This is a genomic window from Acinetobacter sp. AM (genome assembly GCF_003105055.1).
In the GTDB taxonomy this organism is placed as follows: Bacteria; Pseudomonadota; Gammaproteobacteria; order Pseudomonadales; family Moraxellaceae; genus Acinetobacter; species Acinetobacter tibetensis.
Map to the genome: position 1 here is coordinate 21,001 of NZ_QETG01000016.1, position 13,240 is coordinate 34,240.

Genomic DNA, 13,240 nt, shown 5'->3' on the forward strand with positions numbered 1-13,240 from the left:
GTGAGCAAATTGCGGTTTAAGAAAATCCATGACATTTGAAAACTGAGATTTCAAGTCAGGAAAGCCTTGCTCCAAACCTACGCGAATGCCCCCCATAACATGACCACCTAAGGCAGCCATGACACGGCTTGGGGAGTGAATATCCATTTTTTTCCGCATGAAGTCTGGCATATAACTATTAATGGTCGACCAGACCCCTTTTAGTTTTTCAAAGCCTGATTGAATGCCTTCAATAAGTCCTTGAACAATATGACTACCCAAAATTTTCATTGAACCATATAAACCTGATAGGAAATTCAATACGGAATGAAAGGCGCTGCTGATATAAGGCAAAGGTGAAATGAGAGTAAAAATATTACAAAGGGTTTGCCATGCTGTAGAAACTCCTGCTTTGATACTGTTCCAAACCCCAGTGATATAGTTTTGAACAATTTGGAATCCAATACTGACAATGCTGAATACTGCATTTACTTTGGCTGCAATGGTTGAAGTGATACCTTGCCAAATTGTTGAAATAAAACCACTGACCATGCTCCAAACTGTAGTCACAAAACTAGATACATTGCTGAAGCCAGTCATAATGCTACTGATAATTGCATTTATCCTGGTCGATACGCTGATGTATACCGCATCCCAGATTTGAGCAAAGAACGCTGAAATACTGAACCAATTGGCAATAATTAAACGTGGAATCCCAATAAATGGCATGAGGAACGTTAAGAATGGATTATTGGCAAAGGTGTTATCCACGCTTCGAATAATTCCCATAATAAAGTCTATGCCTGATTGAAATGCAGTTTTTATCCCACTCCACACACCCTTAATAATGGCAGTCATACTGCCCCAGATGTTCTGAAAAAGATTGCTGATATCTGTGACTGCAGTATTAAAAATTGCTTTTACTGTTCCCCATAAATCGACAAAGAAGCCTTTGATTGGTTCCCAGTTTTTATAAATAAGAAATGCTGCAGCTGCGACTGCTGCAATGGCCAACAAAATTGGATTTGCTATAAATAAACGACCTAGCCATAGAACAGAACGTCCAAGCCCCATAAATACAGTTTTAACAACGCCGAATACTGAGGGAATTTTGCTGAATGCTTTACCTAAAACTGTACCACTTGCAGCGGTTGAAGCCATAATTAAGCGTAGGCTTAACATACTTAAAATAAGGGGAGAAAACACCACCAATGCACCGCCTATGGCAATTAAGCTACTTGCAATGACCAACAGCCCAACCCCAAGAACTTTTGCCAAGGTTGGATTTTTCTCCATCCATCCTGTGAAGGTTTGGAATGCCCCTGCTGCCAGTTCAAGTGCTTTGGTATAGACAGGCAAAATGGTTTGTCCAAAGCGTAAATACGCATCATGCAATTTGGCTTTGGCTTCGAGTTCTTTACCCGTGGTTGACCCTCTGGCTTGGGTATCCAATTGTTCAATATTGAATGCCCCTTCATTCAGCTTGGCATTCTTATGGATTTGCTCACGCTGCATGTACATTTGAGCAAATAGATTGGATGCAGTACGGTTAGAGAAGATGCTTCCGATCGCATCGACAACGTCCCCTTCCTTGGTAATACCTTTGGCATTTAAGGCAGGTACCAGAACTTGTTCCATCCATGCAAATTGATCTTTCTTAAATAACTCGGCCCCTTTAATTGCACCGATATCGAGATAAGATAAATCCCCTGTTTTATTATGTTTAACCTTACTCATGTCCCCAATTAAATCGAACTTGGCCAGGTTATTTGCAGCTCGCTGCGTGGTTCGTCCTTGGTATAAGTTTTGGTATGCGGACATCATGGATGTACCAACTCGATGACCACCCATTTCCTGCACCAGAGGTTCTAACTTGTAATAAAAGGCCTTGTTATCAAAACCTTTGGCAGCGATACCACCTGTTTTAATGACATTTAGCCATTCTTCTGGCTGAACACGTCCACCAGTTGCGGTGATGACTTGTTGAATAATATTGGCCTGTTCTTTAAATGCAGCTTCACTTTTTAAGCCATTCCGCATTTCAATGACTTTAAGCATGTCCATGAATTTCTTTTCATTTTCTGCCCCATGTTCATTGCCATACATTGCTTCGTTTGCAAACTTCATCTTAGAAAGCATAGGTGCAACAATTTTTGCATGATGCACGTCTGCAAAGGCGGTTACCCCATCGCGTACTAAAGTTAAGTTGTCGAGTGTACTGGTACCGAAAGTTTTCATGGCTTTGGCGTACTTGATCGCCTCTTCCGTGGCATCTTTACCTAAACCTAGTGATGCAATTCGATTCTGTTCGACGTCTACACGTTTGCTTTCATTGATCGGCTTTTGCATGGTGTACATTGCACCTACACCTGTAGCAACTGCACCTGCCCCATACATGGCAGCAGTACGCGCATAGCCTGAATAATTGCCGTGTGTCTTTTGCAATCGGTTTAAGGTTTCTAGTTTTTTCTTTTGATTGTCGATCGATGAATTGGCTGAATTAATTCTTCTAGAAAGTTCAACTTGATGATCTGCCAAACTCCCTGTAGAGATACCTGTCTGCTTGAGTTCATTACGCAACTGCTGCAGTTTGGTTTGATTCTGGGTATGAGCATCTTTCAGCTTCTTGGCTTCTCTGGTCGCCTTATCAAATTCCTTGGTTAACTTTTCTGATGGATTTGCATTCATTTGGAGACGTAAAGATTTGATACGCTCTTGAACGGCTTTTAAAGCATTGCCACTTTCTTCCGTGGCTTTTTTATGTTTGACGTAACCATCAATTTGCTTTTGTTGATCGTTCAGCCTTTTTAATTCGTCACGGGTATTTTTTAAAGCTTTACTGGCAGCATTACTGCTGCCAGCAATCACTTTAAGTGCAGGACTGAGTTTATCCCTGCCTCCAAAAAGGACTTCTAATCTTAATTTTTTCATTCGGCATCAGACCCATTTCGTTCAATGGCTTTTTGATGCCATTGCATCAATTCACTGAGTGTCATATAGACATAGGCTTGCGGTGGCCAGTGAAATACCACCGCAATGTTCGAGATTGCGTCGTCTACAGTTGGCGTAACGCTTCTACACGCACAGATTTCGGCTGCAAAAAAAGTACGAGCGCGCCACCAATTTGGGCAAGATCTGCAGGTTCAAGTTGATTGATTTGGGATTTCGTTAATGTTGGTGTACACACTCGAGGCAGCACAGTACAAATTGCAGTGACATCACCATTTAAAAGATCGGCAATTTTCACACCTTGTAGTGCTGTTACATTCGGTTTACGAATTTCTAATGCATTGATTTCAATGGTTCCCATCATTAATGGAGTTTCAAGATCAATGGTTTGTAAGTCTGGATTGATAGCTTCTTGGTTTTCAATTTGTTCTTGAGTTGACATGTAGGTAGTTCCTATAAAAGTGGAGTAAAAAAACCTTCTGCAGCACTGGGCTACAGAAGGGTAGGAAAATTAATGGCCAATGTTGGCGCGATGCTGTTCAAGCAGATCTACACCATTGACACGTTCAATCATGTTTGGAATATCAATGAGGATTTTTTCTACGCCATCGATAGACAGCTTGTAGTACGACCAGATGGTTTTGACTGAGGTTTCAGTGTCATCCCCTGCTTTTTGATTGCCGAAGTCGATTTCTTCATGACGACCACGCACCACAATTTCTACTGCAATCGTTTCTCCAGTGTCATCACGCTGATATGAGCCAGCAAAACGTAACATGTTGGCTGCAACGGTTGCTGCACCCCACTGTTCAAGGATGAGAGAATCAATACCACCTAATTTCCAATTGAACTCGGTGATGTCATCGCCCAGTCCTGCATCCCACTTGATGTTGCCGTTCATGCCACCGCCACGCCAGTCTTCAAGCTTACGAACCAACTTTGGAATGGTGACTTCACCTGTTTGACCGAGGTATGAAAAACCATCGTTAAACAGGTCCATCATTTTTAACTTTTTGGGTAAAGCCATGCTGTTTTATCCTTATTTTATGCAGTCATACGTGAAGCAAAATCGGCAAGATATTTATCTGTAATACGCTGACGTAGTCCTAAGTTCTCTAGTGGAGGAACTGGGGTATAGTCGTAATCCAATAAAAGCTGCCCACTTTTTAGGGTCTCTTTACTATTCGCTGAATCATCAAACCAACATTCACCATCAATGATGTAGCCTTGTGTCTTAAGGTCACGGAATTTGGCATTAATGCCTTCAGCAATGTCACGGGCTAGACTTGGATGTAGAGGCTTATCGACAGCCCACATATGGCCTTCTGCCATCGTGTCTGCAATAACATGCGAGGTGCGGGTATAGTTTTCAAAAGCAAAAAGAGGATCTGTTGAACAGGTACGTGAACCCCAGAAGCGAAAACCGTCGCGCTGTATAAGCGTGGTGATTTCATTACTATTAAGATAGCCTGCATCTGTATCCATACTTTGAAGTTGCCAAAACACATCTTTAGAAATGCCCGTCACTCCATTTACTGGAATATTGGAAAGTGTTTTATGCCAACCCACATCGTTATCGATTTTGGCACGTAAGCCAAGTGCTCGAGCAGTTGCTTCAAACGTTGTAGTTGATGATGTTGTAGTGTCCAGACCTAGAAAGTCAGGCCAGATAACCATAGTTTCCCGTGAGCCAATAGCATCACGATAGGCAACTGCTTCTTCCTTGGTTTCACAACCATATGCAGATACATAGTTAAATGCACGTAAACTTTGAGCAAGTGGTATAAGTGAAGCTGTGACTGCAGCAGTGTCGAGTCCTGGTGCGCCTAAAATACGTGGCTTGATACCAAGGTGCTGCTCTGCGGTAAGTAAGGCTTTCATCCCTGTGTACTTACCATTTACTGTGCTACCGATTACCGCTGTGGTTTGTTCCGCTTCGCTGACGGCCGTTGCAACACGTACAACAACAACAAGCGTATTAGTTTGGTCAACAATGGCTTGTAACGAACGTGCCAAAGTTCCTTTTGTCCCAGCTTTACCAATTGCAGTTTGGATGTTGGTAATTAGAACTGCTTTATCGAGAGGGAATGTTTCTGCGTCTGCATCTTCACTGGTAGCAATAAGCCCAATAACTGCAGTTGAAACTGCTTTAATTGGTCGATTGCCATCACTAAGTTCATAGACGCGTACTCCATGAAAATATAAATCTGTAGCCATAAAAAAGCCTGTGATCTGTTGTTTTGTTTTCAGATCACAGGCTTACAAATTGAACCTTTTTTGTCAGTTGTTTTGGTTTGTATGTGAGTTATATACAAATCTTTATACAGTCATAGCATAGATCCACATCTGTTCTACATCACTATTTGTCCACTCAAGTAAACTCTGCATCATCAATATACTTTCATCAGTTCTAACAAAAGTTGTGGCTGACTGCCAACCAAGCAAAACCAGTTCACGCTGATATTCATCTTGAATAGTTTGGATCCTTGCCTCTATGTCTACTGATTTATAACCAAATTCAAGAAGAGCACGAAAGAATTGATAACGCGTTAGAGGTTTAAATTGGGCTAGTCTAAGCTGTTCTTTTTCTTCCTCGGTAAGGTAGTTTTGCGGATTAAGATGACGATCAATTTCTTCTTTAGACATAGGAACTAAATCTTTTGTGATCCAATTATCTTGAGAACCATCAAGTTCAAAAGCAAATACTTCATTATTTTGAGATTTATAATATTTCATGATAATTCGCCCCAACTAAGCACTTCCATTCCATCTCCAGAAGAAACTTTATATGATGTTTGATTAGGAACGATAAAACTTAGTTGTCCTGATGAATCTGAATTAAAAGGAATATAACCGTCATTCACGCCATTTTTTTTAAAAGTAACCATTCCACCCCAAGCATAACTATAGGAAATAATCACTTGGATGGGCTTACTGGATGGATTTACATAAAAAACGTCTAGAAACCGTAAACCTATGACGTCTTTCCACGTTTGATCAATCCCTAACATCGGCAAAGCAATATCTGTACTACCATCAAAATCTACCCCCGCTATTTTTCTTGGATATTTAAGTTTTGAGGCACTTACCGCATTTTCATTTTTACCTAAATAGTTACTTTTAACCCACTCTCTAGTTGCATAAATTAATGAATCATCTAAGTACAAAGCAATCACATCGGCATTTTGAACATTAATGACGAACTTCAGCGCAATTTCCCGTGCACCACCTTCATCTGCTAAGGGCTTATAGGTTGGAGGGTAACTCGCATTGACTACCATAGTTGAGCCAGCGTAAAGCCCCAGTTCACGAATATAAAACCCCCCCATATTTGTTGGAATGATAGCTTCACAGACAATTTGATTGGTGTTGTTAGGATTGATCTCCACGACATTGAGAGCGATACGAGCTTTTTCATTCACTAATGCAGTTCGCGTTTCTAAAGGCGTAGGCACGGAGCCATTTCCATCGCCAACCGCAATATGAGAATAGTTGATTTTATTGTTGAGGGTTGCACTTGCAATCAGTGCTTTACCGTTATTGGTTAAAATACCTTTGTAGGTTGCTGCCATATTCTACTCGACATAAATTGTGACTGTTTCCGCGCCATGAGTGCCGACAGCAACTCGCGGAATACAGATGGGTTGTACATTAATAATTAAATTGGTGAGGTGCCGACTAGCAGGCTTTGCATCTTTTACAAGCCGATTCACTTCGGCATAGGTGTCTTCTGTCAGTTCCAGACCATTGAGATCTAGTTCTAAGGTGAAAGTTCCTGGTGTACCCATCGGGGTGACTTCGAACCATTCTTTGAAAATGCACTGATAGCCAAACTGTGCCAGTACTTCACGAACCGCCTGACGCGTTCCTTTAATTTGATGTTGGCGAAAGGATTTTTTAATCAGTTGACGCTGTAATGACGGTTGCCAACTGGTGTCCCATGAGTCGACTGAATACTGCCAAGCAAGAAATGATAAAAATTGATCTGGCGCATCATCGATGGAAGCCAGTGTTTTGATTGCTACAGGTAAGGCACTATTTTGTGCTGTTACTGTTGTGACATTTCGTTCAAATTGAGTGCTATTCGGGGGAAGTAATTGACTCATTCAACCCCTCCGATCGTCACTGAAATATTGGTGCAATAGGATGCTTGGGCAGGAGTTAGAACTACATCTGCAGCAGGACTGATCAATTCCACTCGATTTACACCATCAATATGTAAAGCAGCATAAATCGCTGACAAACGAATGGATCTGCCCAATCGTTTCTGTTTGGTGGCGTAGGCTGTTACATTTGAAACCGCTTGTTGCAACAACGTTGCTGCTTCTGGGTCTTTACCGATGTAGAGTTTGGCATTAATGGCATAGTTGACAATGGATGCGGACTGAACGGTGACCCGATCTCCAATAGGACGTTTATCTTCTGCGGTCACCGCATTTGCGACAATTTGAATCAGTTCTGGAGAAGCAGCTCCAGTTAAAGAGTCCGCTTGTAAAATGGTTAAAGTGACATAGGCAGGTTGGGGTGAAACCACCGAAACATCACCCACACGGCCATCGGCATCACGGGCAAATTTCTTATAAGCTGCTTCAGGACCTGCGACAGATAGAGTATCAAAAGCCAGTTGAATCCGTTCACGAAAGGCATCGTCTGATTCCATCACCGCTGCAATTGGTGGTGTTTTTGTAGTATCTGCAGGCTTAATGACTAAACGAACCACATTGAAATTTGCTCCGACTTGATCAAGATCATTTTGGGTGGCATAAGCCAGTAATAATGCACGTGCAGACGTATTTATACGGTTACGCAATACCAATTCACGATAGGCATTCTCTTGAAGAAACTTAGTCAGAGGTTCGCTCTCACGCTCTAAAGTTTCTGAAATTTGAACTTTTTGATCGTCTGGAAAAAGTTCAATTAGAGCGATTTTTCTTTCCGCATAAACAGATTCAAAGTCGAGACTTTCAATAATGTCGGGTGGTGCAAGTTGGCTAAAATCGATACTCATGCTTTTGCCCCCATATTGAGTGGAATTCTTAAATTCATGGCTTGTCCTGATGTTTTAAAGACACCTTCTATGTCAAAAACCAAACCACTCCCTGCTACGCTGTAAACATTAATTTGGCTGATGTTTATACGCTGTTCCCAAGTTGAAACTGCGGTATAAATTGCGCTGTAACATTTCAGTACCAGGACATCATTGATGGGTTGATCGAGCAGTTCGAAAATAAGTGACCCATAAGATCGACGCATGACACGACTACCAATGGGTGTAGTAATAATGTCCTGTAATGATTGCTGAATGGATTCTTGAACTGTGGCGATACTCTGACCATTGTTTTTATTAATCATGGAACGGGTACTCCTGATGTTCCACCACCTGTTTGAATGCCTGATGTTTTGTGAGACTTCAAGCTGATATTGCCTGCTTTCACATCGGCATCTGTGCTGAAATTACCTATTGAATGGCTACTACCCTGTACCAATTGGCTACCGCCAACCGTGTTATTCCCTGTCATGGCCTGACTACCATTGACCTGAACATTGCCATTGATAGTGGTATCTCCATTGATGGTGATCCCACCTAATGCTGTGAGTTCAGCCGTTCCACCTGCAGGGAGAATGACTTCTAAAGCATGGGTACTGACATCGTAAGAAATGAAACAGCCATCTGAATAAATGCGAATATTCTTATTCAAATCATTTGAAGGAGCAGGATTGGATTCGTTGTTTAAACCTGCGATTGCAATACCCATCTCAAGCACACCACATGGACTTAAAACTACAACCTCTTCACCAATACTAGGCGGATCCCAAGTTTTATCGTCCCCTGCTCTTAAATTTAGAAAACGGATATTTGCAGTCGTAATCTCGCCTAAATCGACGGTGACTGTTGTAAATGGTTGAGACGGTGTAATGGTCTTGATACGTCCTAAACGGATTAAATTTTCAAGACGTCGAGCGAGTTCTGCATTCATGATGCAATCGTTATGCAGCCCACTAATTTATGCATGTGGTTATTTTTGTATGTGAGTTATATACAAATGAATTTTATTATTTTGATAAATGATTTAAGACTTCAGATTCGATCATATCTAATTCGTCGGGTGTGAATCCTAAAAGTTCACGAGCGTCATATTTGACAGTTGGACCATCTCTTTCGACCCGATCCCGTAGACCATACTGGTGAACACGCGCAATGTTTGCCACTCGATTCATAAAGCCTATAGCAACGCCATCGGCAGTTCGTTCAATACGCATATATTTTGAAGTTTTAATGACATTGAACATTTTGTTCTTAATTTTATTTTTCTTGTCCCGAAGACGTTTTTTTCTGGGTACAAAAGCAGAGCCATCTGGATTTTGCTGTTTCGAGATCCTGGTCTTTTGAGATGCCCGAATTTTACGGGCAATACCCATCTCTAATTTATGCAACTCAGCATCACTTAACTGAATCAGCAAAGCGCCAAGATGCTCATTGAGTGCCTGCAGCTCTGCCATGTATTAAGTTCCAAAGTAGTAATTTTCAGGAGGTGCAGATAACCACTCTGCCAATGTTTCCCCAGTTTTCTGGTCAATCATTTTAAATGGTTGAGATTCTGTGGCCGTTTCGTACTGAGGTTCATCAGGGAATGTGATATCCAATGTGCCATTTTCCTGACGTTTGACAATAACTCGCTCTGTAATTGGTAAGGTCAAGGACAAATCCACCGTATTATTACTGAGAATTTCAGTTTCAAATTTGAAGGCTTCTTTGGATTTATCCAGATTAACCAATAACTCACTTTGATGGACACGTACCCATGCAAACAACGGAAGCATGACTGCATCCAATTCTCCTGCAAAACCTGTCAGGATGAAATTTAAGTCATAGACATATTCGAATGAAAGCCCATTTGCCATCGTACAACGGACATTACCTTTGTCAGTAAAAATGAGCATCCTATCAGGATCACGCTGTAATTCTTTCACTGAATTGAGTAAATGGGTGCGTAGGCTATTGGGCTTTTTCACGGTTTTGCTCCTGAAATAAAATGCAGTGATACCATCATGCGACTTGCTTCATGCCATAGATTGGCTCTAGGTGATCCCATTCTTTTTGGAACTTGGCTTGGTAACCCAATTTTTTATAGTTCGGACCGTTGTAAAGACTAAATACGGAACCCCAGTCTTCCGCGCGGAGTGCGTCCAATAGGGAAATTTTTTTTCCATTTACCGTTCCAGTTTTCCACTCAATAAATCGGATAAAAGCTTCAAGCTGTAGCGATTCACTGGTCTGCATTTGCTCGACAAAGTCTACGACTGAGTCATACCCCAATTCTTTCCAGTTTTCACCCATGATTTGGAACTGCCCCCAACTACAGGACATCAATGCTGAATCGGTATGAATATTCTGTGCCAGACGTAACCGAGTGTATTCCGCTTCATTGCCTTTGTAGCCACCAGTGACTGGATTCACGATACTTGGGCATGATTTTACTTGCAGATTGGCAAAGGCTTTGCCTTTGCATTCGGTCAGGTAAAAGTACATACGATGACGTTCAAATAGAATTTTGGCTTTACCATTTTTAAGAAAACCAACGCCACGACCTTCAACTGCACCAAACACACGAATGGCTAACTCTGAAACTTTCAGGCGTTTGGCAGCTGCAACATAATCACTGTCTTTGAGCAATTTACTAATGTCTGCACCTGCAAGTGCTGCACGGGTTTTATCCCCGACTTTGCCGTCGACCAAAAGTCCTTTGCTTTTTTGGAATTGAATGACTGCATATTCGGTACTGTCACCAAACAAACCATCTGTACTGAGTGGCTTACCTGTTTTACCTTTAAAGCCTAATTCTTTTAATTTCTTCTGAATGGTAACGACATCTTCACCACGTGCACCAAATTTAATAATCATGTTGTAGCTCTCCAAATAAGCTTGGCCACATTTCCTTTGGTTTGCCAAATGATGACTGCAAGAAGTACTGCAAAGATGGCATCCCACAATGTGACAGGATCTTTAAAAAAAAGAATATGAATGGATTGCCCTAAAAATGAGGCAATTAAAATGGCAGCTAACCATGAATAGCCACGATGGAAATTTCCACCATGACTGAAGCAAGCAATACGAAATCCGCAGAGTAAATAGGCTACGACTGCGACCCACTGGAAAATTAGTTCGATCATGGTTTTCCACCTCGGAAAATGTTCAAGATGTCTGAAAGTTTGGCGGTCTTGACCCAATCCACCACTTTGATGAGTACAAATAGGCAAAGGGTTGATGTAAGAAGTGCTGCGACCGCATCTGTTTTTAGAAATGTATGTTCAGTGATTAAAGGTGCACTGATATAACCGATGCCTGTCGCAAGCAGCATGTTGCGAATGCGCTGATAGGCATTTAAGTCTTTCTCAAATGTGGCAATAAATGCTGCCCCTAAAACTGCCCCAAGCAATGCATTACCATTAATAAATGGAAGTAATGAAACCGCACTGAGTGTTGCAATTGTTGCTGTAGTTGTTGTTGGCTCTGCCATGTTTAGTCCCATAGTTGGATGCTTTGTTTTGTTTGTTGTGGCGTTTCAATATCAGGCAGAATGACTTCCGTCCCCATCGGAATCAGTACACCGTGCTCAATGATGTTTGGATTTGCTTCGAGTACCATTTCGACCACGCCAGAGCTACGTCCATATTCACGCCAACAAATGGAGTCGATGGTGTCGTTCTGTATGGCAATGATGGTTTTGGTGGCCATGATGACTAATCCTTACAATCCAAGCTTTCAACGATTTTTATTTCACATTCATAAGTCGTGGGATTGATACCACCTGAATTTGAAATAATTCTTGATTCTGAACTTAAATGCGTTTGTGCCAGATCCAAACCAAGTTCCTGAGCAATTTTTTCAAGTGCAAGTCGCTCTAATTCTTTTTGAGAAAAACGATACCAATGCGTACGTTTATGACTTTCGACAGAAGAAATATTCATTTTCATATCAACTCCACTACGCTATGGTTTTCACCTAATAAATGTTGGATTGCCCATTGCTTGTTGCGACGATAATCATCGACGGTGCATTCGGCTTGCTCTGCTCTTTTGGTACCAGAGTTGGAACTGTCATAATTTCGATAGTTCTCATTGACCTTGGCTGCCACACCATTGGCGACTGCAGACAAATAGAGAAAATCGGTATCTGGCTGATCATTGATTTGTGATGTTGAAAGTTCTGACAAAATAGATGCTTTGGCTTTGAGTGAAACTAGCAATCGGTTGATATCGAGCACTTCTTCAATGATGGCTTGTTTGAGTCGTTCGTTTGTAACCGCACCATCGATACGGACGATTTCTCGGATGTGATCCAGAAGAATAATCGGATAAAACGGGTCACTTTTGATTTGGATTTGGCTTGGTGTGTTATTGCCATTTGCGACGAATCCCATGCTATCCCCTGCCGTTGTTGTTGTTAGTGCATGGGTGGGAACAATAGTAATTATGTGTATTACAGTGTAATGACATCCCTATTGTTCGCCCATGCGGTGCGTGGGCACTCTTATGTTGGAGAAGAATCTCCAGCATTCGTTTGGACTGGTTCAGGTGGTGTGAATTTTTTTAAAAGCGTTTCAACCGTCTTTAAGTCCTGTTTACCGCCACATTTGTCATCCAATTCAATGGCACGACTTAAATAACCTTGTGCAGATTTAGCACTTTCCAAATCTTGCTCTGATGGTTGTTCAGTGCTTTGAATGAGCTTGATATTGGCTTTACCGAGTGCAACAAAAAGTTTGGCTTTAACCTGATCTGGCATGTCCAAAACTTTTGGATCGATGTCTGGATCTTCTTCATCACTTGGTGTAACCAGTGAATCGAGTTGCTGAAGAACTGAAATATCCACTGCAGCATTGGTTTTAAGCACTTTCAAAAAGGCATTGGCAATTTCTTCAGTAACTAAAACAGCCGTTTTACGCTCAAAACGATCTGGCATAATCATGTTATGACGCAGTGCAAACTCAGCCATTTCAAGGGCTTTGCTATAGTTTTCTGTGTCAATGCACCATACCAACACCGTCATAAAAACTTCATCTTGGACACCTGTATTGGCTTCCATGATTCCATCTGCATACGGAAGGTATGTTGGCACTAAGCCCTGTTTAAGCTTAATTTTTGCTTCAGTCGATTGGATCTGGCGAAGTCGGTGGCGGTCTTGGTTGAGCTGCATCAATTGCATTTCATAAGCTGTTTGCGACTGCATAGTGCCGAACTCAGCAGCCGAAAGGGCTGCTGCTTTAGCACTATGCTTTTGAAAATGTTGTCGTGCTAAGTTCATTCAACA

At 41.6% G+C, this 13,240-nt stretch carries 19 protein-coding genes and 1 pseudogene; all 20 read right to left on the minus strand.

All coding sequences use genetic code 11. From position 1 onward, the window contains the following. Positions 1-450: 450 nt before the first annotated feature. Positions 451-2,910, minus strand: a pseudogene (locus DCO44_RS16995) (phage tail tape measure protein); the annotation flags it as partial. Further along, positions 2,907-3,011 (minus strand): GpE family phage tail protein, encoded by a 105-nt coding sequence (locus DCO44_RS16840; protein ID WP_228157538.1) that lies wholly within the window; start codon positions 3,009-3,011, stop codon positions 2,907-2,909. The gene DCO44_RS16840 and the pseudogene DCO44_RS16995, both read right to left, overlap by 4 nt. A gap of 23 nt (positions 3,012-3,034) precedes the next feature. Next, the gene (locus tag DCO44_RS09950) at positions 3,035-3,370 is read right to left on the minus strand and encodes a phage tail assembly protein (protein WP_116761489.1); all 336 of its coding nucleotides are present in this window, start codon (positions 3,368-3,370) and stop codon (positions 3,035-3,037) included. 69 nt (positions 3,371-3,439) lie between these two features. Next, on the minus strand, positions 3,440-3,955 hold the full coding sequence (locus tag DCO44_RS09955) for a phage major tail tube protein (RefSeq protein ID WP_116761491.1): 516 nt from the start codon (positions 3,953-3,955) through the stop codon (positions 3,440-3,442). 17 nt (positions 3,956-3,972) lie between these two features. Then, entirely contained in the window at positions 3,973-5,145 is a 1,173-nt protein-coding gene (locus DCO44_RS09960; protein ID WP_116761493.1) for a phage tail sheath protein, read from the minus strand. Positions 5,146-5,247: 102 nt separating this feature from the next. Next, positions 5,248-5,664, minus strand: coding sequence for a hypothetical protein (locus DCO44_RS09965; RefSeq protein ID WP_116761495.1), 417 nt, complete (start codon positions 5,662-5,664; stop codon positions 5,248-5,250). Beyond that, positions 5,661-6,500, minus strand: a complete 840-nt coding sequence (locus DCO44_RS16845) for a phage tail protein (protein ID WP_228157539.1) — start codon at positions 6,498-6,500, stop codon at positions 5,661-5,663. The genes DCO44_RS09965 and DCO44_RS16845 overlap by 4 nt, the downstream gene beginning before the upstream one ends. A gap of 3 nt (positions 6,501-6,503) precedes the next feature. Then, positions 6,504-7,034 (minus strand): phage tail protein I, encoded by a 531-nt coding sequence (locus DCO44_RS09975; RefSeq protein WP_116761497.1) that lies wholly within the window; start codon positions 7,032-7,034, stop codon positions 6,504-6,506. Further along, positions 7,031-7,936, minus strand: coding sequence for a baseplate J/gp47 family protein (locus tag DCO44_RS09980; RefSeq protein ID WP_116761499.1), 906 nt, complete (start codon positions 7,934-7,936; stop codon positions 7,031-7,033). Before DCO44_RS09980 ends, DCO44_RS09975 begins: the two co-directional genes overlap by 4 nt. Then, positions 7,933-8,280 (minus strand): GPW/gp25 family protein, encoded by a 348-nt coding sequence (locus tag DCO44_RS09985; RefSeq protein ID WP_116761501.1) that lies wholly within the window; start codon positions 8,278-8,280, stop codon positions 7,933-7,935. The genes DCO44_RS09980 and DCO44_RS09985 overlap by 4 nt, the downstream gene beginning before the upstream one ends. Next, positions 8,277-8,906, minus strand: a complete 630-nt coding sequence (locus DCO44_RS09990) for a phage baseplate assembly protein V (protein WP_116761503.1) — start codon at positions 8,904-8,906, stop codon at positions 8,277-8,279. Before DCO44_RS09990 ends, DCO44_RS09985 begins: the two co-directional genes overlap by 4 nt. Positions 8,907-8,982: 76 nt before the next feature. Continuing rightward, positions 8,983-9,429, minus strand: a complete 447-nt coding sequence (locus DCO44_RS09995; RefSeq protein WP_116761505.1) for a phage virion morphogenesis protein — start codon at positions 9,427-9,429, stop codon at positions 8,983-8,985. A 3-nt stretch (positions 9,430-9,432) separates the two neighbouring features. After that, on the minus strand, positions 9,433-9,942 hold the full coding sequence (locus DCO44_RS10000; RefSeq protein WP_116761507.1) for a phage tail protein: 510 nt from the start codon (positions 9,940-9,942) through the stop codon (positions 9,433-9,435). A 34-nt stretch (positions 9,943-9,976) separates the two neighbouring features. After that, positions 9,977-10,831, minus strand: a complete 855-nt coding sequence (locus DCO44_RS10005) for an N-acetylmuramidase domain-containing protein (RefSeq protein WP_116761509.1) — start codon at positions 10,829-10,831, stop codon at positions 9,977-9,979. After that, positions 10,828-11,100, minus strand: coding sequence for a phage holin family protein (locus DCO44_RS10010; protein WP_116761511.1), 273 nt, complete (start codon positions 11,098-11,100; stop codon positions 10,828-10,830). The genes DCO44_RS10005 and DCO44_RS10010 overlap by 4 nt, the downstream gene beginning before the upstream one ends. Beyond that, positions 11,097-11,447 (minus strand): putative holin, encoded by a 351-nt coding sequence (locus tag DCO44_RS10015; protein WP_016168144.1) that lies wholly within the window; start codon positions 11,445-11,447, stop codon positions 11,097-11,099. The genes DCO44_RS10010 and DCO44_RS10015 overlap by 4 nt, the downstream gene beginning before the upstream one ends. 2 nt (positions 11,448-11,449) lie before the next feature. Continuing rightward, positions 11,450-11,665 (minus strand): tail protein X, encoded by a 216-nt coding sequence (locus DCO44_RS10020; RefSeq protein ID WP_116761513.1) that lies wholly within the window; start codon positions 11,663-11,665, stop codon positions 11,450-11,452. 5 nt (positions 11,666-11,670) lie between these two features. Beyond that, entirely contained in the window at positions 11,671-11,904 is a 234-nt protein-coding gene (locus DCO44_RS10025) for a hypothetical protein (RefSeq protein ID WP_116761515.1), read from the minus strand. Further along, complete coding sequence (locus DCO44_RS10030; protein WP_116761517.1) at positions 11,901-12,350, minus strand: head completion/stabilization protein; 450 nt, start codon at positions 12,348-12,350, stop codon at positions 11,901-11,903. The genes DCO44_RS10025 and DCO44_RS10030 overlap by 4 nt, the downstream gene beginning before the upstream one ends. Before the next feature lie 110 nt (positions 12,351-12,460). After that, positions 12,461-13,234: a phage terminase small subunit gene (gpM, locus tag DCO44_RS10035; protein WP_116761519.1), complete on the minus strand. Its 774-nt coding sequence runs from the start codon at positions 13,232-13,234 to the stop codon at positions 12,461-12,463. Positions 13,235-13,240: the final 6 nt, after the last annotated feature.